Annotated in this window: 23 protein-coding genes and 1 pseudogene; 11 read left to right on the top strand and 13 right to left on the bottom strand. The window is 72.9% G+C overall.

Features of this window, described 5'->3' with window-relative positions; all coding sequences use genetic code 11:
• Positions 1-160: 160 nt before the first annotated feature.
• The 3 genes from GA0070214_RS19845 (at position 161) to GA0070214_RS19855 (ending at position 3953) form a co-directional block, all read left to right on the top strand.
• Positions 161-928: an ABC transporter ATP-binding protein gene (locus tag GA0070214_RS19845; protein WP_091265895.1), complete on the top strand. Its 768-nt coding sequence runs from the start codon at positions 161-163 to the stop codon at positions 926-928.
• Positions 928-3477 (top strand): ABC transporter permease, encoded by a 2550-nt coding sequence (locus GA0070214_RS19850; RefSeq protein ID WP_091265898.1) that lies wholly within the window; start codon positions 928-930, stop codon positions 3475-3477. The genes GA0070214_RS19845 and GA0070214_RS19850 overlap by 1 nt, the downstream gene beginning before the upstream one ends.
• Before the next feature lie 101 nt (positions 3478-3578).
• Complete coding sequence (locus GA0070214_RS19855; RefSeq protein ID WP_091265901.1) at positions 3579-3953, top strand: carboxymuconolactone decarboxylase family protein; 375 nt, start codon at positions 3579-3581, stop codon at positions 3951-3953.
• A 4-nt stretch (positions 3954-3957) separates the two neighbouring features.
• Here the strand turns inward: GA0070214_RS19855 and GA0070214_RS19860 are convergent, their stop codons facing one another.
• The 3 genes from GA0070214_RS19860 to GA0070214_RS19870 all read right to left on the bottom strand — a co-directional run bounded on the left by GA0070214_RS19860 (position 3958) and on the right by GA0070214_RS19870 (position 5804).
• On the bottom strand, positions 3958-4605 hold the full coding sequence (locus GA0070214_RS19860) for an HAD family hydrolase (RefSeq protein ID WP_091265904.1): 648 nt from the start codon (positions 4603-4605) through the stop codon (positions 3958-3960).
• Between the two features lie 114 nt (positions 4606-4719).
• A complete protein-coding gene (locus tag GA0070214_RS19865; RefSeq protein WP_091265910.1) occupies positions 4720-5469 on the bottom strand; it encodes a neutral zinc metallopeptidase in 750 nt (249 codons plus the stop codon).
• A gap of 119 nt (positions 5470-5588) precedes the next feature.
• Positions 5589-5804, bottom strand: coding sequence for a hypothetical protein (locus tag GA0070214_RS19870; RefSeq protein WP_091265912.1), 216 nt, complete (start codon positions 5802-5804; stop codon positions 5589-5591).
• A gap of 149 nt (positions 5805-5953) precedes the next feature.
• Here GA0070214_RS19870 and GA0070214_RS19875 point away from each other — a divergent pair, with 149 nt between their 5' ends.
• Positions 5954-6355, top strand: a complete 402-nt coding sequence (locus GA0070214_RS19875) for a YciI family protein (RefSeq protein WP_091265915.1) — start codon at positions 5954-5956, stop codon at positions 6353-6355.
• A gap of 3 nt (positions 6356-6358) precedes the next feature.
• On the top strand, positions 6359-7594 hold the full coding sequence (locus GA0070214_RS19880; RefSeq protein WP_091265919.1) for an RNA polymerase sigma factor: 1236 nt from the start codon (positions 6359-6361) through the stop codon (positions 7592-7594).
• Between the two features lie 90 nt (positions 7595-7684).
• Here GA0070214_RS19880 and GA0070214_RS19885 read toward each other — a convergent pair whose 3' ends face one another.
• Positions 7685-7864, bottom strand: a complete 180-nt coding sequence (locus tag GA0070214_RS19885; RefSeq protein ID WP_091265922.1) for a hypothetical protein — start codon at positions 7862-7864, stop codon at positions 7685-7687.
• Between the two features lie 190 nt (positions 7865-8054).
• Positions 8055-9884, bottom strand: coding sequence for a glycoside hydrolase family 15 protein (locus GA0070214_RS19890; RefSeq protein ID WP_091265927.1), 1830 nt, complete (start codon positions 9882-9884; stop codon positions 8055-8057).
• 213 nt (positions 9885-10097) lie between these two features.
• Here GA0070214_RS19890 and GA0070214_RS19895 point away from each other — a divergent pair, with 213 nt between their 5' ends.
• Both GA0070214_RS19895 and GA0070214_RS19900 read left to right on the top strand, forming a co-directional pair.
• On the top strand, positions 10098-10757 hold the full coding sequence (locus GA0070214_RS19895) for an HNH endonuclease family protein (protein ID WP_091265931.1): 660 nt from the start codon (positions 10098-10100) through the stop codon (positions 10755-10757).
• 100 nt (positions 10758-10857) lie between these two features.
• The gene (locus tag GA0070214_RS19900; protein WP_208602832.1) at positions 10858-11559 is read left to right on the top strand and encodes a maleylpyruvate isomerase mycothiol-dependent enzyme family protein; all 702 of its coding nucleotides are present in this window, start codon (positions 10858-10860) and stop codon (positions 11557-11559) included.
• On the opposite strand, the pseudogene GA0070214_RS19905 reads toward GA0070214_RS19900, so the two are convergent.
• From GA0070214_RS19905 to metH, 4 genes and pseudogenes are all read right to left on the bottom strand, one after another.
• Positions 11479-12216: pseudogene (locus GA0070214_RS19905) on the bottom strand (class I SAM-dependent methyltransferase); the annotation flags it as partial. The gene GA0070214_RS19900 and the pseudogene GA0070214_RS19905 sit on opposite strands and share 81 nt — an antisense overlap.
• A gap of 118 nt (positions 12217-12334) precedes the next feature.
• On the bottom strand, positions 12335-12931 hold the full coding sequence (locus GA0070214_RS19910) for a hypothetical protein (RefSeq protein ID WP_091265934.1): 597 nt from the start codon (positions 12929-12931) through the stop codon (positions 12335-12337).
• Positions 12932-13138: 207 nt separating this feature from the next.
• Positions 13139-13702 (bottom strand): dihydrofolate reductase family protein, encoded by a 564-nt coding sequence (locus GA0070214_RS19915; RefSeq protein WP_091265938.1) that lies wholly within the window; start codon positions 13700-13702, stop codon positions 13139-13141.
• A gap of 76 nt (positions 13703-13778) precedes the next feature.
• A complete protein-coding gene (metH, locus tag GA0070214_RS19920; protein WP_208602833.1) occupies positions 13779-17294 on the bottom strand; it encodes a methionine synthase in 3516 nt (1171 codons plus the stop codon).
• Positions 17295-17591: 297 nt separating this feature from the next.
• Here metH and GA0070214_RS19925 point away from each other — a divergent pair, with 297 nt between their 5' ends.
• The 4 genes from GA0070214_RS19925 (at position 17592) to GA0070214_RS19940 (ending at position 21628) form a co-directional block, all read left to right on the top strand.
• Positions 17592-18461 (top strand): PAC2 family protein, encoded by an 870-nt coding sequence (locus GA0070214_RS19925; protein ID WP_030504102.1) that lies wholly within the window; start codon positions 17592-17594, stop codon positions 18459-18461.
• 114 nt (positions 18462-18575) lie between these two features.
• A complete protein-coding gene (locus tag GA0070214_RS19930; RefSeq protein ID WP_091265943.1) occupies positions 18576-19367 on the top strand; it encodes a GntR family transcriptional regulator in 792 nt (263 codons plus the stop codon).
• Positions 19368-19433: 66 nt separating this feature from the next.
• Positions 19434-20864 carry a serine hydrolase domain-containing protein gene (locus GA0070214_RS19935; RefSeq protein WP_091265946.1) on the top strand — a complete coding sequence of 477 codons (1431 nt, stop codon included), beginning with the start codon at positions 19434-19436 and terminating at the stop codon, positions 20862-20864.
• 44 nt (positions 20865-20908) lie between these two features.
• Positions 20909-21628, top strand: a complete 720-nt coding sequence (locus tag GA0070214_RS19940) for a MerR family transcriptional regulator (protein ID WP_167364298.1) — start codon at positions 20909-20911, stop codon at positions 21626-21628.
• Between the two features lie 129 nt (positions 21629-21757).
• Here the strand turns inward: GA0070214_RS19940 and mshC are convergent, their stop codons facing one another.
• From mshC to GA0070214_RS19960, 4 genes are all read right to left on the bottom strand, one after another.
• Positions 21758-22996, bottom strand: coding sequence for a cysteine--1-D-myo-inosityl 2-amino-2-deoxy-alpha-D-glucopyranoside ligase (gene mshC / locus GA0070214_RS19945; RefSeq protein WP_091265953.1), 1239 nt, complete (start codon positions 22994-22996; stop codon positions 21758-21760).
• Between the two features lie 67 nt (positions 22997-23063).
• Complete coding sequence (locus tag GA0070214_RS19950) at positions 23064-23882, bottom strand: SCO1664 family protein (RefSeq protein WP_091265957.1); 819 nt, start codon at positions 23880-23882, stop codon at positions 23064-23066.
• Positions 23879-24457, bottom strand: a complete 579-nt coding sequence (locus GA0070214_RS19955) for a DUF3090 domain-containing protein (RefSeq protein WP_091265960.1) — start codon at positions 24455-24457, stop codon at positions 23879-23881. The genes GA0070214_RS19950 and GA0070214_RS19955 overlap by 4 nt, the downstream gene beginning before the upstream one ends.
• A 112-nt stretch (positions 24458-24569) precedes the next feature.
• On the bottom strand, positions 24570-25283 hold the full coding sequence (locus tag GA0070214_RS19960) for a histidine phosphatase family protein (protein ID WP_091265963.1): 714 nt from the start codon (positions 25281-25283) through the stop codon (positions 24570-24572).
• Positions 25284-26228: the final 945 nt, after the last annotated feature.

Genomic DNA, 26228 nt, shown 5'->3' on the forward strand with positions numbered 1-26228 from the left:
TGACCCTGAGCCGGCCTCGGGGGCGACCCCAACGGAAAGTTCGGCGACGGTTCCGCCCGGGGGTGGACGGATCCGCGCCCGGCGGCGCCGAGGATGGGAACTGCCGCACCGGCCAGCGGGGGCGGTGCGGATCAGCAGGCTGACGGAAGAGGTAGATGACGTGACCGCGACGGTAGGGCAGCAGGCGCAGGCCGCGGCCCGGGCCAGCGACGTGTGGAAGGTGTACGGCAGCGGCGAGGCGCAGGTCATCGCGCTGCGGGGGGTGAGCGCCGAGTTCGAGCGGGGCCGGTTCACCGCGATCATGGGCCCGTCCGGCTCGGGCAAGTCGACGCTCATGCACTGCCTGGCGGGTCTGGACTCGGTGACCCGGGGCACCGTCATGATCGGTGACACCACGGTGACCGGGCTGGGCGACGCCGGCCTGACGAAGCTCCGCCGCGACAAGGTGGGCTTCATCTTCCAGCAGTTCAACCTGCTGCCCACGCTCACCGCGCAGGAGAACATCCTGCTGCCGCTGTCGATCGCCGGCCGCAAGCCCGATCCGGCCTGGTACGACACCGTGATCGACACGGTCGGCCTGCGGGAGCGGCTCGGGCACCGCCCGGCGCAGCTCTCCGGCGGCCAGCAGCAGCGGGTGGCGTGCGCCCGAGCCCTGGTGGCCCGCCCCGAGGTGATCTTCGCCGACGAGCCGACCGGCAACCTGGACTCCCGCTCCGGCGCCGAGGTGCTCAACTTCCTGCGCAACTCGGTCCGGGAGCACGGCCAGACGATCGTCATGGTCACCCACGACCCGACCGCCGCCGCGTACGCCGACCGGGTGGTCTTCCTCGCCGACGGCCAGATCGTCTCCGAGCTGATCGAGCCGACCGCCGACACGGTGCTGGACACCATGAAGAAGCTCGACGCGCCGGCCGAGGTGGGCAACTGATGTTCCGGGCCACTCTGAAGAGCCTGCTGGCGCGCAAGCTGCGCCTGCTGCTGTCCGGCCTGGCGGTGGTGCTCGGCGTCATGTTCGTCTCCGGCGCGTTCGTGCTCACCGACACCCTCGGCCGCTCCTTCGACGCGGTCTTCTCCGACGCGTTCTCCGAAGTCGACGTCAACGTCGCCGCCAAGCCGAAGGTCGCCCTGTCCGAGGTCGAGGGCGAGCAGGTGGCCACCCCGGTGCCCGCGTCGGTCGTCGACCGGGTCAAGGCGGTGCCCGGCGTCACCGACGTCCAGGGCGTGGTCAACGCCGACGGGGCCCGGCTGATCGGCAGCAACGGCAAGGTGGTCACCTCGTTCGGCCCGCCGCAGCTCGGCGAGAACTGGCTCGGCGAGAGCGACCTGCTGAAGCTGCGCGAGGGGCGCGCGCCGCAGGCCGACGACGAGATCGTGGTCAACGTGGCGCTCGCCGACGCGGCCAAGGTCAAGGTCGGCGACCGGGTCGGCGTGCTGACCCTGGCGCCGAAGAAGGAGTTCACCCTGGTGGGCGTCTTCGGCTACAGCGGCGGCCGGGACTCGGTCGGCGGGGTCAACGAGGTCGCGTTCACCACCCCGGTCGCCCAGCAGCTGATGCTCGGCAAGCCGGACGTGTTCTCCAACGTGACCGCGCAGGCCGCCGACGGCACCACGCCCGAGGCGCTGCGCGACGACGTGGCCCGCGCCCTCGGCACGGACTACGAGGTGAAGACCGGCAAGCAGCTCGCGGACGACGCGTCCGCCAGCCTGAAGGAGGGCCTGTCCTTCTTCAACAAGATCCTGCTCGGCTTCGCCGCGGTGGCGCTGCTCGTCGGCACGTTCCTGATCCTCAACACCTTCTCGATCATCGTGGCCCAGCGCACCCGCGAGCTGGCGCTCATGCGGGCCATCGGCGCGAGCGGGCGGCAGATCATCGGCTCGGTGGTGCTGGAGGCCGTGGCGGTCGGCCTGATCGCCTCGGTGCTCGGCCTCGCCGCCGGCATCGGGGTCGGCGCGCTGCTGGCGTACCTGTTCGGCAAGCTCGCCGGCGGGCTCACCCTGGCGGGGCTCGGCGTGCCGCCCGCGGCGATCATCGGCGCCTTCGCCGTGGGCACGGTGATCACGGTGGTGGCGGCGCTGCTGCCCGCGCTGCGGGCCTCGCGCATCCCGCCGATCGCCGCCATGCAGGACGTCGCCACGCCGGACCGGCCGCTGACCAAGGTGACCGTCGGCGGGTCGGTGGTCACCGCGATCGGCGCCGGCCTGCTGTTCCTCGGGCTCGGCGGCCACGCCGGCGACAACACCCTCGCCACCATCCTGGGCGGCGTGCTGTTCGCCTTCATCGGCGTGGCGCTGCTGACCCCGCTGATCAGCCGGCCGGTCGTCGCCCTGCTGGGCTCGATCTTCGCCTGGTCGGTGCCGGGCAAGCTGGGGCGGCTGAACTCCGGCCGCAACCCCCGCCGCACGGCCATCACGGCTGCCGCGCTGATGGTCGGCATCGCGCTGGTGACCGGGGTGACCGTGATCCTCGACTCGGCCAAGGGCAGCATCAGCGCCCTGGCGGAGGACACCATCAAGGCCGAGCTGGTGATCTCCGGCGCCCAGACCGGCCCCCGGCCGGCGAGCTTCGACCCGGCGGTGCTGGAGAAGGCCGCCGCCATCCCCGGGGTGCGGCTGGTCGACGGCGAGTACGGCGACATGGCCACCATGAACGGCGAGCGCACCTGGGTGGCCGTGTCCAGCGACGTCGCCGCGCTGGAGCGGATCTTCGGGGCGAAGGCGAACGCCGGTGACATCAGCCGGCTGAACCCGGACCAGATGCTGGTCAGCTCGGACACCGCGGAGTCCCGCAAGCTGTCGGTCGGCTCGACGGTCACCGTGCAGCTGTCCCGGGGCGAGGCCCACACCTACACGGTCAGCGGCATCTACGAGAGCTCGCAGCTGACCAACCCGGTGGTGCTGCCGCCGCAGGCGGCCGCCGACTTCGCCATCCCGCAGCCCATCCAGGGCTTCGTGCAGCTCGCCCCGGGCACCTCGGTCGCCGCGGTGCAGCCGCAGATCGAGCGGCTGCTCGCGGACAGCCCCGAGGTGTCGGTGGCCGACCGGGCCGCGTTCATCAAGCAGCAGACCAGCCAGCTGGACACCCCGCTGCGGATGATCCAGATCCTGCTGGCGCTGGCCATCGTGATCGCGGTACTGGGCATCATCAACACCCTGGCCCTGTCGGTGCTGGAGCGGACCCGGGAGCTGGGCCTGCTGCGGGCCATCGGCCTGCGCCGGGCCCAGACCATGCGGATGATCACCGTGGAGGCGGTGGTGATCTCGATCTTCGGCGCGCTGCTCGGCGTCGTGGTCGGCACCGGTCTCGGCGCGGCCGTGGTCCGGGCGCTCAAGGACGAGGGCATCACCGACCTGGTCCTGCCCTGGAGCCAGATGGTGACCTTCCTGGTCCTGGCGGCGATCATCGGCGTGGTCGCGGCGGTGCTGCCCGCGATCCGCGCCGCGCGGATCAACGTGCTGGGCGCCATCGCCCACGACTGACGCACGCGCAACGGCCCCCACCACCGGAGGGTGGCGGGGGCCGTTTCCGTTCCCGCCGGCATCCCATCCGCTGCCAGACTCGGGCCACGGGGGTGAGGGACGTGACGGATGACGCCTACGCGCGGGCGCTGGTGAACGCCGAGGGGCTGCTCGGCCAGCCGCTCACCCTGCCGCTCGGCCCCGGCGAACCGGCGGTCGGCGCGGACTTCCGCCGGCTGGCCACCCTGCACACCTTCGGCGACGTGTGGCCCCGCGAGGGCCTGGACCTGCGCTCCCGGTGCCTGGTGTCGGTGGCGGTCGCCGCGGCGCTGGGCACCCACGAGCCGCTGCGCGGGCAGCTGCGGATCGCCCTGCACTCCGGGGTGACCCGGGAGGAGATCGTCGAGCTGTTCATCCACCTGGCCGCCTACGCCGGCGCGGCCCGGGCGTTCGACAGCTACCAGATCGCCGTGGCGGTGTTCGGCGAGGCCCGCTGACCGGTCAGGCGGGGCGTTCGCCGAGCAGGGCGGACAGCAGCTCCAGGTCCGCCGCGGTCAGGCTCTCCAGCTGGTGTACGCCGTCGACCGGCGCCAGCGGCACCTCGGCGGGTACGGCCAGCACGGCGGCCCCGGCCGCGAGGGCGCTGGCCACCCCGGTCGGCGAGTCCTCGATGGCGACGCACCGCTCGATCGGCACACCGAGCAGCCGCGCCGCGGTCAGGTACGGCTCCGGGTGCGGCTTGGCCGCGCCCACCTCGTCGCCGCAGACCACCGCGTCGAAGCTGTCCCGGCCCAGGGTGTCGAGGGCGACCTCGACCAGCGGCCGGGTGCTGGAGGTGACCAGGGCGGTGGGAATGCCCGCGGCGCGAACCGCGCGCAGCAGGGCCAGCGCCCCCGGCCGCCAGCGCAGCCCGTCGCGGAACAGCTCCAGGATCCGGGCGTTGATCCAGTCGGCGCTGGCCTGCGGATCCCGCTCCGGCTGGCCCAGGTCCTCGTGCACGATCCGCATCGAGACGGCCATGCTGGTGCCGATGATCGCCCGGCGCGCGGCCTCGGAGAGGCTGCCGCCGTAGACCGCCGCGAGCTCCTGCAACGCGACGTCCCAGAGCTTCTCGCTGTCGACCAGGGTGCCGTCCATGTCGAAGAGCACGGCGGCGGGGTGTCTGCTGCTCAGCGGGGGCCTCCCTCGGTGCGGGTACCCACCGATCCTCTCAGCCGGGCCTCGCCGGGCGGCCACCGTCCCCGGCGAGGGTGACCTGCGGCATCACCCGAGCCCGCAGGCGTCCAGCGACTTCTCGTAGCCGCGGAAGAACGATTCGCTGCGCTGCTCGGCGGTGCCGTGCGAGCCCTCGGCGAACCAGGGCTGGTCCGGGTCGTCGCCGACCGCCAGCAGCCCCTCCCGGAATTCGTCCAGGTCGCCCTCGGCCAGGGTCAGCGTCCCCGAGCGCACGTTGTCACCGATGTACGCCCCGGCCATGCAGTCCGCCTGCAGCTCCTGCTGGATGGTGAAGTTGTAGCGGATGCCGAGGCGGACCTGGACGCCGTGGGCGTACTCGTGGCCGAGCAGGTAGAACAGGAAGGCGTCGCCGACCTGGCGGAAGGCCGCCACCGACCAGTTCACGTCGTAGGCGATGAAGTCGCCGGCCGAGCAGTAGACCGCGTTGTTGCGGGGCAGCCCCTCGCCGCCGCAGGACACCTCGCCGGACCTCGTGTACGGCACGACCCGCCGGATGGGCTGGAACTGCTCGCCGGAGCCGCGGAACTGCGCCGTCCAGTAGCTCTCGGCGATGCCGACGGCGTCGGAGAAGTCCTGCTTGAACTCGGCCACGCTGGTGGTGCCGTCGGCCCGGGTCGCGTCCGCGCCCGGGGAGGCCGGCTCGCCGCTCTGCCGGGGACGGGGCTGCTCCGGCTCGCCCTGGTCCAGCCCGCCACCCATGCAGCCGGCCGCCACGACCACGGCCACCAGCAGCCCGGCGAGTGGTCCCGGTCGCCGACGTACCGCCTTCTCCCCCACCGTTGCCTCCCGGCTGAGTCGCTGTGTGAGCGCAGTACCCCGACGGTGCGCCGTTGATGCCCACCGCAGATCACGTGTGCGCGCCGGCCTGCGTTCAGTCGGGGGCGGCGAACGGCGGATCAGAAGCCGCCGCTGCCGGGCTGCCCGCGCCGCACCGTGTCGGACTGCGAGGCGTGCCGCGACGCCTCGTAGCGGTGCCGCCGCGACTCCGCGTCGCGCTCCGCCCCCCGCTCCTCGTCCGGGGTGGACCGTCGCCGGTCCCGCCAGGAGACGAATCCCACCGCCACGGCCACGACCGCGGCCACCACCGCCAGCGTCACCAGCACCGTCGTCATGCCCGCCACGGTAGGACGTCCGCGCACCCCGGCCGGCGCCGACGGCGCGGGCCGCCGCCGATTCCCCCTAGGCTTTGTCCGGTGCGGCGCCGCGGCTCCGACGTCCCGGGTGAGCGGCGCCGCGGGGCGCCGGCCGAGAGGAGACACCCGTGAAGTACCTGATCATGCTCTACGGCAGCCAGCGGGACTACGACGTCATGGCCGGACGGCCCGGCGACCAGCCACCGATGAGCCCGGAGCAGCTCGCCGCCATGCACGCCCACATGGAGGCGATCCACAAGGAGCTGGCCGAGACCGGGGAACTCGTCGACGCGCAGGGCCTGTCCGCGCCGGTGCACGCCCGCCGGGTCCGGCTGCGCGGCGGCGCGCCCGTGGTCACCGACGGCCCGTACGCGGAGACGCAGGAGGTGCTGGCCGGCTACACGATGGTCGAGTGCGCCGGCTTCGACCGGGCCACCGAGATCGCCGCCCGGTTCGTCAACCCGGACGCCGAGGGCGAGTACGTCGACGTGCGACCGGTCGTGGACGGCATCGAGGAACTCCAGGGCTGACCGGTGCCCGCCGGGAGCGTCGAGGACCTGTTGCGCGCCCTGGCGCCGCAGGTCCTCGGCGCGCTCGTCCGCCGGTACGGGCACTTCGACACCGCCGAGGACGCCACCCAGGAGGCGCTGCTCACGGCGGCCACCCGCTGGCCCGCCGACGGGCTGCCGGACGACCCGAAGGCGTGGCTGATCACCGTGGCGTCCCGCCGGCTCACCGACCTGCTCCGCGCCGAGCAGGCCCGGCGCCGGCGGGAGGACGGCGTGGCCCGGGAGGCGCCGGCGGACCGCTGGGTGTCGCCGCCCGCGGACAGCGCGCCGGACGACGCCGACGACAGCCTCGTCCTGCTGTTCCTCTGCTGCCATCCGTCGCTGCCACCGGCCGGGCAGATCGCGCTGACCCTGCGCGCGGTCGGCGGGTTGGGCACCGCCGAGGTGGCCCGGGCGTTCCTCGTGCCGGAGGCCACCATGACGCGGCGGATCACCCGGGCCAAGCAGCGCATCCGCGCCAGCGCGCTGCCGTTCGCCCCGCCGGCCGGCCCGGAGCGGGCCGCCCGGCTCGACGCCGTCCTGCACGTGCTCTACCTGATCTTCAACGAGGGGTACGCGAGCACCGCCGGGGAGCGGCTGCACCGGCCCGACCTGTGCGCCGAGGCCATCCGGCTGGCCCGGTTGCTGCACCGGCTCACCGACGATGCGGAGGTCGCCGGGCTGCTGGCGCTGATGCTGCTGACCGACGCGCGTACCCCGGCGCGGACCGGTCCGGACGGGACGCTCGTGCCGATGGCGGAGCAGGATCGGCGGTGCTGGCGAGCCGACCGGATCGCCGAGGGGACGGCGCTGGTCGCCGCGACGCTGCCCCGGGGTTCGGTCGGGCCGTACCAGCTCCAGGCGGCGATCGCCGCGTTGCACGACGAGGCGCCCAGCGTCGAGGCGACGGACTGGCCGCAGATCGTCGCGCTCTACGAGATGCTGCTGGCCCTGCACGACAACCCGGTGGTCCGGCTGAACCACGCCGTGGCGGTGGCCATGACGCGCGGTCCGCGGGCCGGTCTGGCGCTGCTCGACGCGCTGGGCGCCGACCGCCGGGTCGCCGAGGACCACCGCCGCCACGCGGCCCGGGCGCACCTGCTGGAGCTGGCCGGAGAGCCGCACGCGGCCCGGCAGGCGTACCTGGCGGCGGCCCGCCGGTCGATGAACCTGGCCCAGCAGCGCTACCTGCACGCCCGGGCGGCCCGGCTGGGCGGCTGAAACGGGCGGCCGGTCCCGTCCACTGTCCGTCCCCCCGGGTCGCCGACGCACGGGCGCTCCGGGTGGGCCGCCCAGCGGTGTGGCGGGGCCTCAGTCCAGGCCGCGCATGATGTGCGGTTCGCCGTCGTCGTCGCCGAAGCAGCGGTGCAGCGTCTGCGCCCGGGCCCACAGGTCCAGGCTGCTCGGCGGGCCGACGGGCGGTGGACCGGCCGGCGTGTTCAGCACGGGGGCCGGGTCCGGCGGAACCTTCGAAGCGATGTCGTCGGTCATCTCCGCCCCTTTCGTCGTACCCCCATGCTCGTCCTCGGACGTCACAGCCGCATCTCCCGGGCTGCGCCGCCATGGACGGCGGCCGGGGTCGGCGCTGCTGGTCGGGGGCGCTTACCCGCCGGGGCCGGGCCGGTAACCCGTACTCCGGTCACCGTAGCGGGCGGGACCTCGCCGCACAGCGGGTTTCCGGTCAGCCCTGGGCGTCGAGGAGCCGGTCGAGGTTCGCCGCGGTGCTGATGAGGGAGAGGTGGCTGAACGCCTGCGGGAAGTTGCCGGCCTGTTCCCCGGCCGGGGTGATCTCCTCCGAGTAGAGGCCGAGCCGGCTGCTGTAGGTCAGCATCTTCTCGAAGGTGAGCTGCGCGTCGTCGAGCCGGCCGGCCTCCGCCAGGGCCTGGACGTACCAGAAGGTGCACATGGTGAACGTGCTCTCCCCGCCGGCGAGGCCGTCGGCGGTGGCGCCCGGGTCGTACCGGTAGACCAGGCTGTCGGAGACCAGCTCGCCGTCGATGGCCCGCAGCGTCGACTGCCACATCGGATCGGTGGGCGCCACGAAGCCGAGAGAGGGCATGGCGAGCAGCGACGCGTCGAGCGTGTCCGTGGCGTAGTGCTGCACGAAGGCCCGGCGTCCGGGGTGGTAGCCGCACGCCATGATCTGCTCGTAGATCCGGTCCCGGGCCTGCGTCCACCGGCCGACGTCGGCCGGCCGCCCGTGCCGGTGGGCCAGCCGGACGGCCCGGTCGAGGGCCACCCAGGACATCAGGCGCCCGTAGGTGAAGTCGCGGCGGCCGGCGCGGGTCTCCCAGATCCCGTCCTCGGGCTGGTCCCAGTGCGCGCAGAGCCAGTCCACCGTCCGGACGAGGTGCTGCCAGCCCTCGTGGGACCCCTTGAGGCCGTGGTCGTTGGCGAGGTGGAGGGCATTAAGCACCTCGCCGTAGATGTCGAGTTGCAGTTGCGTCGCCGCGGCGTTGCCGATCCGCACCGGCGCGGACCCGCGGTAGCCCTCGAGGTGGTCGAGCACCTCCTCGGTGATGTCCGGTGAGCCGTCCACCCGGTACATGATCTGCAGCGGCACGCCCCCCACCTCGGCTTCCCGGATCCGCTCGTCGACCCAGTGCTGGTACTGCCAGGCCTCGTCGGTGAAACCCAGGCTCAGCAGGGCGTGCACCGAGAAGGACGCGTCCCGGATCCAGGTGTAGCGGTAGTCCCAGTTGCGTTCGCCGCCCACCCGTTCGGGCAGCCCCGCGGTGGGGGCGGCGATCAGCGCGCCGGTCGGCGCGTAGGTCATGAGCTTGAGCGTCATGGCCGACCGCTCCACCATCTCCCGCCACCGTCCGGTGTAGCAGGAGCGGCCGAGCCAGCCCCGCCAGTAGTCGCGGGTCTGTTCGAGCAGCTCGCGCGTCTCCTCCGGCGAATAGGGACGCGGCCGCTCCGGGGACTCCGTCTCCAGGACCACGCCGCCGGCCTCGCCCTCGCGGAGGCTGGCGATGACGCAGATGCCCTCCTCGCTCTCGCGACGCTCGGGCATCTCGCCGAGCTGGTCGGCGTAGCGGACCGCGTTCACCGTGAGGGCGAGCCCGGGACTGCGGAAGACCATTCCGTCCGGGTGCACCTCCAGCTCGTGCCGGTCCCGCCCGTAGTTGAACCGGGGGCGGCAGTCCACCCGGAACCGCATGGCGCCGCGCACCACCCGCAGCATCCGGACCAGGCGGTGATGGTCGGTGGCCCGGTCGCCCGCGACCGGCATGAAGTCCACCAGTTCGCCCACCCCGTCCGCGCTGAGGAAACGGGTGATGAGGATCGGGGTTCCCGGCAGATAGAGCTGCTTGGTCGTGTAGTCGACGCCCTCCGGCGAGACCTGGAAGTAGCCGCCGCGACACCGGTCCAGCAGGCCCCCGAAGACGCTCGGCGAGTCGAACCGGGGTGCGCAGAACCAGTCCAGCGTGCCGTCCTTGCTGATCAGCGCCGCCGTCTGCAGGTCGCCGATCAGGCCGTGGTCCTCCACCGCGGGGTACGAGTCCACCGGACCTCCCACCTCGTCTCTCCGCTGCCCCCGGCGACTACCCCCGCCCTGGCGGCACACACCTGACGGGCCGCCTGTTCGCCCGGTTCGGCGTTCGTCGCGGTGTTCGTCCGTTCCGGTCATCCACTGTTCACGCAACTTGATCTAGACCGTTACTTCCATCTCTGTCTATATGGGTGCCAACACCTGGCAATCCCATCCGGATGGAGTCCCATGACCCGCACGCTGCGCGCCACGGCCATCAGCCTCGCCGCGATCCTGGCCGCCACCCTCGGCCTCACCCAGCCCGCCTCGGCCGCCGGCTACTCCGCCTCCCTCACCACCGCCGTCGCCGGCCTCCCCGTCGCCACCGAGGTCCGCACCGGCTACAGCCGCGACCTCTTCCCACACTGGATCGACGCCGACGGCGACGGCTGCAACACCCGCAACGAGGTCCTCTACGCCGAGGCCACCACCAAGCCCACGATCAGCGGCACCTGCACGCTCTCCGGCGGCCGCTGGTACTCCTACTACGACAACGCCTACTGGACGCTCACCGGCGACCTCGACATCGACCACATGGTCCCGCTCGCCGAGGCCTGGGACTCCGGCGCCCGCTCCTGGACCACCAGCCGCCGGCAGGCGTACGCCAACGACCTCGGTGACTCCCGCGCGCTGGCCGCGGTCACCGACAACGTCAACCAGGCCAAGGGCGACCAGGACCCGGCCACCTGGCTGCCGTCGTACGCCTCCGCCCGCTGCCGCTACGTCCGCGAGTGGGTCGCGGTGAAGGTGCGGTGGCGGCTCACCGTGGACAGCGCGGAGAAGAGCGCCCTGACCAGCTGGGCGAACAACTGCCCCGCCACCACCATCTCCGTGACGTACGCGTACTGATTCCCGGGTCCTGGCGGGTTGCCGTGCGCACCGGGACGGCAACTCGCCACGACCGCGGGCGGCGAGATCGTCATACCCGTCGGGCAGGGTGGTGGGGCCGGTGCGTGCCGGCCCCGCGAGCCTGGAGGAAACCGTGGCCGTCACCGCCGACGATCTCGACGCGGCACTGTCCGGTGTCGTCACCGCCCTACGACCGGCGACCGGCCTGGACTGGTCCGTGCGGGCGGGCAGCGTGGAGTGGGACTGCTGGCACACCGCCGAGCACGTCGGCGACTGCCTGCTGTCGTTCGCCGCCCAGCTCGTGGCCCGGCCCGACGAGCGGTACGTGCGCTTCATGGCGAGCGCCGACAAGGACGCGTCCGCCGCCGAGATACTGGAGTTCGCCGAGGCGGGCGGCCGCATCCTGGCCGCGACGGTCCGCACGTCCGGACCGGAGGTGCGGGCTTACCACCCCAGCGGCCGGGCCGACCCGGAGGGCTTCGCCGCGATGGGCTGCGCCGAGACCCTGCTGCACGGCGACGACATCGCCCAGGGCCTCGGTCTCGCCATCGATCCACCACGGGACGTGTGCAGCCGCGTGCTGGCCCGGCTGTTTCCCGAAGCGGCGCGCGACCTGGCCGGGGTGGACCCGTGGGCGGCACTGCGGTGGTCCACCGGCCGGATCGAGCTGCCCGGACGCCCCCGGCTGGACGAGTGGCACTGGCGCGGCGCCCCGCTCGGCTCAGACGATGAGCAGGCGAAGACCGAGCTCGGCCGCGTCGACACCGACGAGGTCGCGGTTGCGGTCCGCCCAGCGACCTGAAGCCAGGTCGTCCCGGAGGCTGTCCACCGCCCGCTGCTCGGCGTCCGGCCCGACCCGGGCCCACACCGACACCCCGCGACGCACGTTCTCGTCCAGGTACGCCTCGGGCCGGCGCCAGTAGGCCTCGAAGAAGCCGTCCACGCAGTCCCACGGAACGAGCACCGGCTCCACACGGCCACCGATCGCGCCGGCCAGCTCGCCCAGCGACGGCCGGCCGGCAACAAGATCCGCGGCCTCAGGAAGGTAGTCGCGGGTGAGCCAGAACCGGTGAAGCCAACCGGCGTCGCTGGTGTCGTGGGTGAACACCACCACCCGGCGGGCGACGCGCCGCATCTCGCGCAGACCCGCGATCGGGTCCCGCCAGTGATGGATGGTGGCGAACGCCATCGCCGCATCGAAGGACTGGTCCTCGAACGGGAGGCTCTCCGCAGCGGCAGCCACGCACGGCGCCGCGCCCGCGGGACGCTGCGCACGCATGAGCGCCGACGGCTCCACCGCGGTGACGTCACGGTCGGCGGGCTCGTAGGAGCCGGTGCCCGCCCCGACGTTCACCACGGTCCGCGCATCACCGAGCGCGGCCCAGAGCTGCTCCGCGATCCGCGGCTCGGTACGCCGCGTCACGGTGTAGTTGGCGCCGATGGTGTCGTACAACTGCGCGCTGGCCATGTCGCTGTCTCCCCGGGCTGTCGGACAGGGCGTGATCGTCCGTCAGCCTATGCGCCCGGCAGCCGAAGCCGATCGGCTCGGGCGCTGAATACACCTGGGGCCGGAGTCCTCATTGGTCGATGGCGGCCCAGCTCTGCCGGCGTGGCCACGCTCCTTCCGCGGTGGGCGCCTCCACCACTCCCGTCGCGGCCACGTATCCGGGAGATCGGACCGCCGGCCCGAGCCAGCCCCGGACGGTGGCCGCCACCGCGGCACGTGGCGGTCTGGCCGGCACCATGTGGCGGCCCTTCGACCAGACCAGCAGCATTCCTTCGGTGGTGCTGATCCTGGTGGTGACCATGGTGATCGGTCGACCCTTCCGGTCCCACGTGTGCCACAACGCCCACCCCTGCGGCCGTGCCGCAACGCCCAGCCGCTCGCAGATGTCGACGTACTCCTGCTCGCTCAGGACAGTCGTGGGACGCACCAGAAGGGCCCCGGCCAGGCCGACCAGCGGGGCGTCCGGATCGACGCAGCCGTCATCCTCGAAGTGGTAGTGCCGCAGCTGGCGCCCCAGCGCGTTGACGGCACGCTGGAGGGGCGTCGCCTCGTCAGGATCGGGATCGAAGCTCAGCCAGCCCTCATCCAGCGCCCGATCGACGACATCGTTGGCGAGCAGCTCTATCTCGCGGAGGTACTCCGCCTCGGTGGGATCGTCATCCGGCACGAACTCACCCTGCCAGGCAGGCCCACCGTCGTCCTCTCCATTAAGCGCACCTCAACGCGCTGGAGGCGCCGTGACGCGAGGACTGCCGGTTGACGGCTGTTTCCCCTGGACGCCGGGATGCGCGGTCTTCGAACGCGCGCCTCGCGCTGGTCGGGCGAGGAATGGGCATGCTGCCACTGCCTCCGACAAGCAGCACAGCAATCGCGCTCACCGCCTCGTCTCATACCTGGCCAGCACCACCCCGCCGGGAAACGTCCGCGTCTCCACCAGATTCAGGTTCACCCAGCTGTCCACCGCGGTGAAGAACCGTTTACCCCCGCCCACCAGCACCGGATGGGTCACGATCTCGTACTCGTCGACCAGCCCGGCCCGCATGGCCGCGCCGGCGAGCGCCGCGCCACCAACCCTCATCGGCTCGCCGTCCTCGGCCTTGAGCCGGGTGATCTCCTCGACCGCGTCGCCGGCGACCACACGGGTGTTCCAGTCAACCTTGTCGACCGTCGAAGAGAACACCACCTTCGGCGTATCCCGCCAGTTCCGCGCGAACTCGACCTGCGCCGGGGTGGCGCCCGGCTGCTGATCGCCGGTCGGCCAGTAGGAACTCATGGTCTCCCACAGCTTGCGCCCATACAGCAACAGACCAATAGCCCGCTCCTGGTCGAGCCACCACTGAAACAGCTCGTCGCTCGGTACGCCCCAGCCGATGTCGTCGCCCGGCGCGGCGACGAAGCCGTCCAGGGACAGGTTCATGCCGTAGACCAGCTTCCGCATGGCGCCATGCCTTTCTGTCAGTCGGTCTCGGGAGATGGTGACCAGACTCAGGAACCGAGCGGACCGCCTGCGGTGATCACTTGGCGTTGAAGTAGTTGGCCTCGGGGTGGTGGACGACGATCGCGTCGGTGGCCTGCTCGGGGACGAGCTGGAACTCCTCGGAGAGCTGGACACCGATCCGCTCGGCGCCGAGCAGCTCCACGATCTTCGCCCGGTCCTCCAGGTCCGGGCAGGCCGGGTAGCCGAACGCGTACCGGCAGCCCCGGTAGTCGGTGCGCAGCAGACCGGCCACGTCCGCCGGATCCTCGTCGGCGACCGTACGCCCGCCCGGCAGGACCAGCTCCGCGCGGATCCGCCGGTGCCAGTACTCGGCCAGCGCCTCGGTGAGCTGCACCGACAGGCCGTGCACCTCCAGGTAGTCGCGGTACTCGTTGCCGGCGAACATCTTCGCCGTGTACTCGCTGATCGGCTGCCCGACGGTGACCAGCTGCAACGCCACCACGTCCAGCTGCTCGCCCTTGGGACGGAAGAAGTCGGCCAGGCACAGCCGGCGCTCCTGCCGCTGCCGCGGGAACGAGAACCGGGCCCGCTCGGAGTGCCCGTTCTCGTCCAGCACCACCAGGTCGTTGCCCTCGGAGTAGGCCGGGAAGTAGCCGTAGACCACGGCGGCCTCGAGGATCTTGTCGGCGATCAGCCGGTCCAGCCAGTAGCGCAGCCGCGGCCGGCCCTCGGTCTCCACCAGCTCCTCGTAGGACGGACCCGTGCCGCCCCGGGCGCCGCGCAGCCCCCACTGGCCCAGGAAGGTGGCCCGCTCGTCGAGCAGCGCCGCGTAGTCGGCCAACGGCACGCCCTTGACCACCCGGGTGCCGAAGAACGGCGGCGTGGGCACCTCCACGTCGGCAGCCACGTCGGAGCGGACCGAGGCGTCGTCCAGCTCCGGCAGCGCCTCGCGGACCAGGGCCCGCTGCCGCTCGCGCCGCTCCCGACGGGCCGCCAGGGCGGCCTCGCGCTCCGGGTCGACCACCGGCGCGCCGCCCCGCTTCGCCGTCATCACCCGGTCCATGAGGGACAGACCCTCGAACGCGTCCCGGGCGTAGTGCACCTGCCCGGGGAACACCGAACGCAGGTCGTCCTCCACGTACGCCCGGGTGAGCGCCGCACCGCCCAGCAGCACCGGCCAGCGCTCGGCGACCCCGCGCGCGGCCATCTCGGCCAGGTTCTCCTTCATGATGACCGTGCTCTTGACCAGCAGGCCGGACATGCCGATCGCGTCGGCCCGGTGCTCCTCGGCGGCGTCGAGGATCGCGTTGATCGGCTGCTTGATGCCGATGTTGACGACGTCGTAGCCGTTGTTGGACAGGATGATGTCGACCAGGTTCTTGCCGATGTCGTGGACGTCGCCCTTGACGGTGGCGAGCACGATCCGCCCCTTGCCGTCGTCGTCGGTCTTCTCCATGTGCGGCTCCAGGTAGGCCACCGCGGTCTTCATCACCTCGGCGGACTGGAGCACGAACGGCAGCTGCATCTGGCCCGAGCCGAACAACTCGCCGACCACCTTCATGCCGTCGAGCAGCAGGTCGTTGATGATGGACAGCGGCGTGCGGCCCTCGGCCATCGCCGTGTCCAGGTCGGCCTCCAGGCCGTTGCGCTCGCCGTCGATGATCCGCCGCTTGAGCCGCTCGTCCAGCGGCAGCGCGGCCAGCTCCTCGGCCCGGGTGGCCCGCGCCGAGGCGGCGTCGACGCCCTCGAAGACCTCGATGAACCGCTGCACCGGGTCGTAGCCCTCGCGGCGCCGGTCGTAGACCAGGTCGAGTGCGATCTCGCGCTGCTCGTCGGGGATCTTCGACATCGGCAGGATCTTGCTGGCGTGCACGATGGCCGAGGTGAGGCCGGCCTGCGCGCACTCGTGCAGGAACACCGAGTTGAGCACCTGCCGGGCCGCCGGGTTCAGGCCGAAGGAGACGTTGGAGATGCCCAGGGTGAAGTTGACCCCCGGGTAACGGGCGGCGATCTCCCGGATCGCCTCGATCGTCTCGATCCCGTCGCGGCGGGTCTCCTCCTGCCCGGTGGCGATCGGGAAGGTCAGCGCGTCGATGAGGATGTCCTCCCGGCGCAGCCCCCACCGGCCGGTCAGGTCGTCGATGAGCCGGCACGCCACGCGTACCTTCCAGTCGCGGGTGCGGGCCTGGCCCTCCTCGTCGATGAGCAGCGCCACCACGGCGGCGCCGTGCTCCCGGACCACCGGCATGACCCGGGCGTAGCGGGACTCGGGGCCGTCGCCGTCCTCGAAGTTGACCGAGTTGACCACGCAGCGGCCGCCGAGCATCTCCAGCCCCGCCTCGACCACCGCCGGCTCCGTGGAGTCCAGCATGATCGGCAGGGTGGAGGCGGTGGCGAACCGGCCGGCCAGCTCGCGCATGTCCTGCGTGCCGTCCCGGCCCACGTAGTCGACGCAGAGATCCAGCAGGTGCGAACCGTCCCGGGCCTGGCCGCGGGCGATCTCGACGCAGGCCTGCCAGTCGGCCGCGAGCATCGCCTCACGGAACGCCTTGGAGCCGTTGGCGTTGGTCCGCTCCCCCACCATCAGGATGCTGGCGTCCTGGGCGAACGGCACGTGGTGGTAGATCGACGAGACACCCGCCTCGGGGCGCGGCTCCCGGGCCACCGGCCGCCGCCCGCCCAGCCGCTCGACCAGCACCCGGATGTGCTCCGGGGTGGTGCCGCAGCAGCCGCCGACCAGGGCCACGCCGTAGTCGGTCACGAACTGGTCCAGCGCGTCGGCCAGCTCGGCCGGGCTCAGCGGGAAGTAGGCGCCGTCGGCGGTCAGCACCGGCAGGCCGGCGTTCGGCATCACCGAGACCGGGATGCGCGAGTGCTGGGACAGGTAGCGCAGGTGCTCGCCCATCTCGGCCGGGCCGGTCGAACAGTTGAGGCCGATCAGGTCGACGCCGAGCGGCTCGATCGCGGTCAGCGCCGCGCCGATCTCGCTGCCCAGCAGCATGGTGCCGGTGGTCTCGACGGCCACCTGGCAGATGATCGGCACGTCCCGCCCGAGCTCCGTGCGGGCCCGCTTCGCGCCGACCACGGCGGCCTTGACCTGGAGCAGGTCCTGGCAGGTCTCGATGATCAGCGCGTCCGCCCCGCCGGCGATGAGACCCGCGGCGTTCTCCTGGTACGCGTCCCGCAGCGTCGCGTACGCGGCGTGCCCGAGGGTGGGCAGCTTCGTGCCGGGTCCCATCGAGCCGAGCACGAACCGCGGCTGCTCCGGCGTCGCGTGCGCGTCGGCGGCCTCCCGGGCGAGCCGCGCGCCGGCCTCGGACAGCTCGCGGATCCGCTCCGCGATGCCGTACTCGGCCAGGTTGGGCAGGTTGGCGCCGAAGGTGTTGGTCTCCACGCAGTCGGCGCCGGCCGCCAGGTAGGCCTCGTGCACGCCCCGGACCACGTCCGGCCGCGTGACGTTGAGGATCTCGTTGCAGCCCTCGAGGCCGTCGAAGTCGTCAAGGGTCAGGTCGGCCGCCTGCAGCATCGTCCCCATCGCCCCGTCGGCGATCAAAATCCGGTCCGCCAGCGCATCGAGCAACGAAGTCCGCACAGGGCCAGGTTAGTGCGGCGCGGCGCGGACGGGTCACCGCAACCGCGCCTTCCCACATACTGTCAGCGGGATCACCGCGTACCTTTCATCCGGTTCGCCCGACTGGTCGGGCCGGCCGACCGGCGCGGCCGACGGGCCGCGTCCCGCGGCGGCACGTAGGCTGGCGGACGTGAGGGACATCAGCGACGCGACCGTACGACGGCTTCAGGTCGCGGCGCGGCGCCAGACGCGCCGAGCTGGAGTGGTCGTAGGCCGGCGGCGCCCGGGTGCCGCCGGCGAGCAGGGTGAGGTGACGGCGTGACCGAGTTCGACGGACTGCCGGTGCTGCGGTCCCCGGTCGCCATCGCGGCCTTCGAGGGGTGGAACGACGCCGCCGACGCCTCGACCGCCGCCGTGGAGCACCTGGAGCAGGTCTGGCAGGCCCGGCAGGTGACCGAGCTGGACCCGGAGGACTTCTACGACTTCCAGGTGAGCCGGCCGACCATCACGATGGCCGACGGCGAGACGCGCCGGGTCGAGTGGCCGACCACCCGCTTCATGGTGGCCAGCCCCGAGGGCACCGAGCGGGACGTGGTGCTGATCCGGGGCATCGAGCCGAGCATGCGCTGGCGCACCTTCTGCGAGCAGGTGCTGGAGATCTGCCACAGCCTGGAGGTCGAGCGGGTCGTGCTGCTCGGCGCGCTGCTGGCCGACGTGCCCTACACCCGGCCCCTGCCGATCAGCGGCAGCGCCTCGGACGCCGACGCCGCCAAGCGCTACCAGCTCACCCCCACCCGCTACGACGGGCCGACCGGCATCGTCGGGGTGCTGCACGACGCGTGCACCCGCGCCGAGGTCGACGCCGTGTCGTTCTGGGTGCACGTGCCGCACTACGCCAACAACCCGCCCTGCCCCAAGGCCACCCTGGCGCTGCTGCACCGCGTCGAGGAGGTGCTCGACCTGCCGGTGCCGATGGCCGACCTGGCCGAGGAGGCCGCCGAGTGGGAGCAGCGGGTGCGCAGCGCCGCCGAGCAGGACGCGGAGCTCGGCGAATACGTCCGTGAGCTGGAGGAGCGGGTCGGCGACGCCGGCATCACCCCGCTGACCGGGGACGAGATCGCCCAGGAGTTCGAGAAGTACCTGCGCCGCCGGGGCGGTTCCGCCGGCCCCACCGCCGGCTCCTGGTAGCCGCACCTCTCCGAAGGCCGGGTCCCCCGAGGGCCCGGCCTTCGGCGTGTCCGGGGTGGCGAGGTCACCCCCGCTAGGGCATCCTAGGAACCTAGCTGTCAGGAGGAGGCGGGCATGCAGATCAATCCCGGCGCGGCCGAGTTCCCGCACCGGCAGATCGCCGCGCAGCTCAAGGCCCAGGTCCGCCGCGGCGACTGGGGGCCGGGCGAGCGGCTGCCGTCCATCCCCGCCATCGCCGAGATGTTCGGCGTCGCCAAGCAGACCGTGCAGCGCGCCGTCGACCAGCTGCGGGTCGAGGGCATCCTGATCACCAAGCCCGGCTCGGGTACGTACGTCCGGGGCACCCGGCGCCGGCTCAACCGGCTCTCCCGGGGCCGGTACGGCGGCTTCCGCGGCTACCACACCGACCTGGCCGCCCGGTATCGACAGCAGCTCGTCTCGGTGGGCCGCGCGCCCGCCCCGCCCGAGGTGGCCGACGCGTTCGGGGTGGCCGACGGCACCGAACTGCTCTGCCGGCGGCACCTGGTCCGCACCGAGGACTCACCCGTCGAGGTGGGCGCCTCCTGGTTCCTGCCCGCCGACACCGCCGGCACCTCGCTGGAACGGGCCGAGGCGTTCGGCCGCCCGCTCTACCAGGAGGCCGAGGAGGCCACCGGCCGCCGGTACGTCACCGCAACCGACACGATCAGTGCCCGCCAGCCCAGCCGGGAGGAGGCGGAGATCCTCCAGATCCGCCCGGACACCCCGGTGCTGCACCTGCTGCACGTCGCCTACGACGCCCAGCGCAAGCCGATCGAGGTCGCCCACGCCACCTGGCCCGGCCCGATGACCACGCTCACCGAGGAGTACCGGATTCCCGCCCCGCAGGCGGAGCCGGACCCGGACCCCGGCCTCGTCCTCGGCTGACCGGGGCCGATCTCCTGGCCGTCGGGCTTGACCCTGCCCCAGGGTCAGGGTTCGACGATCGTCGGCATGAACAACAACGACAGCGCCTTGCACGTCGTCGGAGCCCAGATCCGTGATCAGGCTGCCGCCTACTGCGAGTCCCAGAGCGTCCCCGGGGTCGTCGCCGGCGTCTACCACGCCGGCGAGCAGATCGTCGTCGCCCACGGCACCGCGAACGTCGCCACCGGCGCGCCGATGCGCGAGGACACCGGATTCCTCTTCGGCTCCGTCACCAAGGTTCTCACCACCACGCTGGTCCTGCAGCAGGTCGACCGGGGACTGCTGGACCTCGAGGCGCCGGTGGCGCACTACCTCCCCGAATTCGCCCTGACCGCACCGGGCGCGGCGGCGAAGATCCTCGTCCGTCACCTGGTCTCGCACACCAACGGCATCGACGCCGACCTGTTCTTTCCCGACGCCCGGGGCCGCGACGCCCTGAAGACCTACGTCGACGGCCTCGCCGGGAGCTGCGGCGCCCTGTTCGAGGCCGGTGAGCGGCTCAGCTACTCCAACGGCGGCATGATCGTCGCGGGCCGGCTGCTGGAGGTGGTGACCGGGCTGCCCTTCCCCGACCTGCTCGCGCGCGACGTCTTCGGACCGGTCGGCATGACCGACTCCAGCACCTCGGCCGAACAGGCCATCCTGCGCAGCACGGCCGTCGGCCACTTCCCCGACCCGGTGACCATGGCGGCCCGGCCCACCGGCATGTTCATGCTGCCCGACACCTGGGGGCCGGCCGGGGGCACGCCGATCGGCACCGTCGCCGACCTGCTCGCCTTCGGGCGCACTCACCTGGCCGGCGGAGTCTCCCCCGCCGGCACGCGGGTGCTGGCGCCCGCGTCGACCGCGCTGATGCAGCAGACCGCGTACGACATGGCGACCCCGAACGTCCCGCCGATGGGCCTGGGCTGGGTGCGGTACCCGTTCGGCGACACCACCGTCCTCGCCATGTCCGGTGCGTCGCCCGGCGGCGTCTCCATCCTCTGCGTCGTCCCCGAGCACGACCTGGTCTTCACCGCCTTCGGCAACACCCCGGGCGCGATCGTCCTGCACGACCAGCTCCTCCAGGGGCTCCTGCGGGACCTTCTCGGCGTCGAGATCCCCGCTCTCGTCACCGCGCCGGCGTCGGACGTGGACCTCAGCCCGTACGTGGGCACCTACCGCTCGAACCAGCTCCGCATCGACGTCAGCGCCGTCGACGGTCAGCTCGAGGAGCGGATGACCTACGAGCCGGCGGACGAATCGCAGGAGCGGATCTTCACCGCGTTCGCGGGCGGCGCGACCTCCGCCCCGCCGCAGCGCTACGTGCCGGTCGGACCGGGTCTCTTCGCCCCGGCTGGGTACCCGTGGGAGACGTTCGACGGGTACCTGCGACTCCTGCTCGTCTCGTACCACGACGGGGTCGACGGCCGCGCGCGCTTCCGCAACGGCGGCGGCCGGCTGGCCCGGCGGGCCTGACCGCCGCGTCCCCGACCGAACCTCCGGGTGGGAGGATGTCCGCCATGATCACGATTGGGCAGCTCGCGGAGTACGCCGGCGTGACCGTCAAGGCCGTCCGCCACTACCACCAGCGTGGTCTGCTCGCCGAGCCGGAGCGCGACTCGTCCGGCTACCGGCGATACACCGCGGAGGACGCCATCACCCTCGTCAAGATCAGGACCTTGGCCGAGGCCGGGGTGCCGCTGGCCCGCATCGCGGACCTGCTCGACGCCGACCCGGACGCGCTCACGGCGGCCATCGCCGAGATCGACCACGGCCTCCAGGAGCGCATGGCGCAGCTGCGGCGGACCCGCGACCACCTCGCCCAGCTGCGCGGCGGCGACCGGCTCTTCCTCTCCCCGGAGGCCGCCGACCTCCTCGGCGAGCTGCGCGAACTCGGCGTCAGCGAACGCCAGATCCGCCTGGAGCGCGATGGCTGGATCCTCATGCGGACCGCCTCGCCCGAGGACGCCTCCCGGTGGACCGCCGAGAAGCGCGAGCTGCTGACCGACCCGGATTTCCGCGCCCTCTACCTCGACCACGACGCCGCCTACGACTGGTCGCCCGACGACCCCCGTCTACCCGCCCTCGCGGAGCGGACGCGGACCTGGTTCAGCGACCATCACCCGCGATCGGAGACGCGTCCCGTCCACAACCCGACCATCGCCCGGCTGGCGGCGCGGTCCCAGCCCGAGGCCTCGTCCCCGGCGTGGGACCGCCTGGCCCGGCTCATGCGGGCCTGAGCGGCCACGTCCCGGCGCAGCACGGCGCACGGCCCGCTGCGGGGCTGAGCGGCCGACGGCCCGGCGTGGCACCGCCCTCGCTCGGCCCGCTGCACCGGCGCCGCCCGCCGGTGCGGAACGGAGCCCGCGTCAGAGGCGGATGCCGAGGAGGGCGTCGACCGTGTCGGCGAAGAGCTTCGGGGCCTCGGCGTCGTCGGCCACACCGGCGAGCGTCTGCCCCACCCAGTCGTCCACGAGCGCCAGGGCGCCGGGAGTGTCCAGGTCGTCGGCGAGGCGGGCGCGTACCCCGGCCAGGAGCTCGTGGCCGGACGGGCCGGCCGGCGCGGCGGCGGCCCGGCGCCAGCGGGCCAGCCGCTCCTGCGCCTCGGTGAGCAGTTCGTCGGTCCACGAGCGGTCGCTGCGGTAGTGGCCGCTGAGCAGGGCCAGCCGGACGGCCATCGGGTCGACCTGGTCGGCCCGCAGCCGGGAGACGAAGACCAGGTTGCCCCGGGACTTCGACATCTTCTCGCCGTCCAGGCCGATCATGCCGGCGTGCACGTAGTGGTCGGCGAACGGCGCCTGGCCGGTCAGCCGCTCGGCGTGCGCCGCCGAGCACTCGTGGTGCGGGAAGAGCAGGTCGTTGCCGCCGCCCTGCACGGCGATCCGGTCGCCGAGCAGGTTGAGCGCGATGACCGCGCACTCGATGTGCCAGCCGGGGCGGCCGGCGCCCAGCTCGCCACCCGGCCAGGACGGCTCGCCCTCGCGGGCGCCGCGCCACAGCAGCGGGTCGAGCGGGTCGCGCTTGCCGGCCCGGTCCGGGTCGCCGCCGCGCTCCGGGAAGATCTCCAGCATCTGCTCGCGGCTCAGGTTGGACTCGTAGCCGAACGCGGGGGCGGCGGCCACGTCGAAGTAGACGTCGCCGGTGCCGTCGTCGAGCCGGTAGGCCGCGCCGTCCTTGAGCAGGACGAGGACCTTCTCGGCGATGTCCGGGATCGACTCGACCGCGCCCACGTAGTGCGCCGGCGGGATGATCCGCAGCGCCTCCATGTCCTCGCGGAACAGCGCGGTCTCCCGCATGGCCAGGACCTTCCAGTCCTCGCCGTCGCGCTCGGCCCGCTCCAGCAGCGGGTCGTCGATGTCGGTGACGTTCTGCACGTAGCGCACGGTCAGGCCGGCGTCCCGCCACATCCGCTGCACCAGGTCGAACGTGATCATGGTGGCGGCGTGCCCCAGGTGGGTTGCGTCGTACGGGGTGATGCCGCAGACGTACATGCTGGCCGCGCCGTCGGGCTGACTGGGGTGGAGGCCTTGCCGCGCCGAGTCGTACAACCTCAGTGGCGTGCCCTCACCCGGCAGCCGTGGCACCTCGTGTCCCGCCCAAGACTCCATGATTGCCAGCCTAACGAGCCGTCAGGCGCTCAGGTGGCACGCCTCGGGTGATCAACGCGACAACGGCTCACATGGGCGGCCAGGGCATGGCCGGCCACTCCTCCGGGGGCAGCGGGAACCGCCCGGTCTCCCGCAGCCGGTCCACCCGGGCCGCCACCTCGGCGACCTCGCTGATGGTGAGATGGTCGGCCAGCTCGTCGCCGAGCGCCCCGGTGAGCTGCCCGGCCAGCCCGTCGAGCATCGCCACGGCGTCCGGCGGGAGCTGCCGGCCGGCCCAGCCCCAGAGCACGGTGCGCAGCTTCTCCTCGACGTGGAAGCAGACCCCGTGGTCCACCCCGTAGATCCGGTCGTCGGGGCCGACGAGCACGTGGCCGCCCTTGCGGTCGGCGTTGTTGATCACGGCGTCGAGGACCGCCAGCCGGGCCAGGCGGGGATCGTCGGCGTGCGCCAGCGCGTAGGCGGCCCCGTCGTCGTCGCGCGCCGCGGCGACCGGAAACCAGCGCGGCGGCACCGCCTCGGCCGGCACGAAGCCGACGAGCGGCTCGGCGTCCTCCGGCTCGTCGATCCAGAGCTGGCAGGAGCCGGGACCGAACGGCCCGTCCCGCAGCACGGTCGGCGGCACCAGGTCCCAGCCGGTGGCCCGGGAGACCAGGTAGGCCGAGACCTCGCGCCCGGCGAGCGTCCCGTCCGGGAAGTCCCAGAGCGGGCGCTCGCCGCGGACCGGCTTGTAGACGCAGCGCGCGCTCGCCCCGTCGAGGGTGAGGATGCCGCGCAGGGTGGCGTTGGAGGCGTCGACCAACCGCCCCTCCAGGGTGAGCTCACCGTCGCTGAGCAGTCGCAACGAGGCGGCGCCGTCCTGTCGGGGCTGAAGTTCGGACGAGGTCACCGGTGATAACCGTTGTGCCGGGGGCAGAGGTGACCGGCCGGGTCGAGCGGCTGGCCGCAGAGCGGGCAGGGCGGACGGCCCGCGTTGACCACCCGACGGGCCCGCTCGATGAACGCGCGGGTCGCCTCGGGGGTCAACCGGACCCGGAGCCGGTCGAGGTCGTCGTCCGGCTCGTCCGGGTCCTCGTCGGCGTCGTCGTCCGCGTCGCCCAGCTCGACCTCGACCTCCGCCTCACCGGCGGCGATCGCCTCGATCACCACCGTCGCGGAGTCGACGTCGAAGGCCAGGCCCAGGGTGCCGACCCGGAACTCCTCGTCGACCGGGGTGTCGAGCGGGTCGTTGTCGCCGGTCACCGGGGCCGCCTCGGGAAGCTCGACGCCGAACCGGCGCTGCGCCTCGGAGAGCAGCTCCTCCAGCTTCTCGGCGAGCAGGGACACCTGGACCTTCTCCAGCGCGACGCTGACCAGCCGGCCCCCGCCGCGCGCCTGGAGGAAGAACGTGCGCTCCCCCGGCGGGCCGACGGTTCCGGCGACGAACCGCTCCGGCGGCTCGAAGGCGTGCACCTGGTGGGTCATACCCACGACCCTATCCGGCGGGCGGAACCGTCGCGCAGCCCACCGACGCCGAATCCGCCCAGGGCGAAACGCCAGGGCCGACCCCCGTCGCTCCCGGGCGTGGCGCGACGGCTCACCGGGTCGCCCCCGCGCCGCCGCCCACCGCCGCGTCCGAGTCGGTCGCCCGGGTGGCCCGCCGGCGCCGCTTGCGCGGCGGCGGTACCAGCCCGGCGAGGTCGCCGCCGGTGTCGTTGAGCCGGACCAGGAAGGGCCGCAGCGGCGTGTAGCGGATCGCGGTCACCGACGCCGGGTCGGCCACGATCCGCTGGAAAAGATCCAGGTGTACGCCCAGCGCGTCGGCCACGATCGCCTTGATCACGTCGCCGTGGCTGCACGCCAGCCAGACCGCCTCGGGCCCGTGCTCGGCGCTGACCCGGGCGTCCCAGGCCCGCACGGCGGCGACCGCCCGCGCCGACATGGCCGCCATCGACTCGCCCTCGGGGAAGACGGCGGCGCTCGGGTGCTGCTGCACCACCGGCCAGAGCGGCTCCTTGGCCAGCTTCTTCAGCGGCTGCCCCTCCCAGGCGCCGTAGCCGCACTCGATCAGCCCCTCCTCGACCACCGGCTCGGCGGAGGGCAGGGCCAGCTCCAGGGTCTGCCGGCAGCGGATCAGCGGGCTGGTCACTACCGCCGCGAGAGGCAGCCCCTTGAGCCGGTCGCCGACCGCCGCGGCCTGGGCGCGCCCGGTCTCATCCAGCTCGACCGGTTGCCGGCCGGCGAGGCCACCGTCGGCGTTCGCGGTGGTCCGGCCGTGTCGCAGAAGCAGGAGGGTCGCCACGCAGACCACCCTAGGCGCTCCCCGCCCCTTGATCGACTGCACCACGGGATGTGGCGGTATCGGGGCAAGGTTGTGACGGCGGACACGCTTCCGCCCGGAACACCGGACCCGGTCGGGCCGTTGTGCAGAGCGTCGGTGTGTCCAGTGTCCCCGGGCCTCACCTCATTGCCTTCGCGGAATACCGTTCGGCTGGAGCCGCGTCGCGCCACTCGCCGAGAGGCGACCTGCACACCGACACCCACGGCGCCGTCCGTCCCTTTAGGGGCGGGCGGCGCTGTTTGTTCACCCTGCGCCCGTGTATCCCGGTGCGGTGGTGGTCGCCCGGCGTGGCTGCCCTGCTTGCTCATCCACCGCCTTGCTCTGCAGCCGCCCACGCAACGCCTGCGGCATGGGGGTGTTGCGTCCGTGGCTGCAGAGCAAGGGGCGAGGGGTGGGCGGGCGACGGGGCTGGGTGGGCGTTTCCTCTCCCGCGCTCGCCGGTGAGTCGTTCTCGACATCAGCTCGACAGGCACCGGCGAGGAGACCGTCCACGCCGCGCCGATCCGTTCGCGTCATCACGTTCGTAGCCGCCGGGCCGGGCCACCTCACGCCTGGGCCGGATGTCCGGTTCGCGCCAGGCGGCTTCCGGCCCGCTCGGCCGCGATCTTGGACAGTTGTTGTTCGCAGCGAACGGTAGTTGTCCAAGATCGGCGGCCGTGCGACGATCAACGCGCGGCTTGGGGTGAATGTCCGGATCGCGGCTGTGGTCGGCGGCATCCCGGCGGTGGAATGGCCGGTGGGCGGGGGTCGTTATACCCGGTGCACGGCCGAGGAAGGCGCCCCCGCGAGTCGGGGTGGCCGGCCCCCCGGGGCCGCCCGCCGAGGTGGGCGTGGCGATCCCGGAATGATGGTGGGCCGCCGGTCGTTGTACATGGTCCCGGCGCGACGAAGTGGCTCAGCCCCGCGCGCTGGATG

The organism is Micromonospora chaiyaphumensis (assembly GCF_900091435.1).
Taxonomy (GTDB): Bacteria; Actinomycetota; Actinomycetes; order Mycobacteriales; family Micromonosporaceae; genus Micromonospora; species Micromonospora chaiyaphumensis.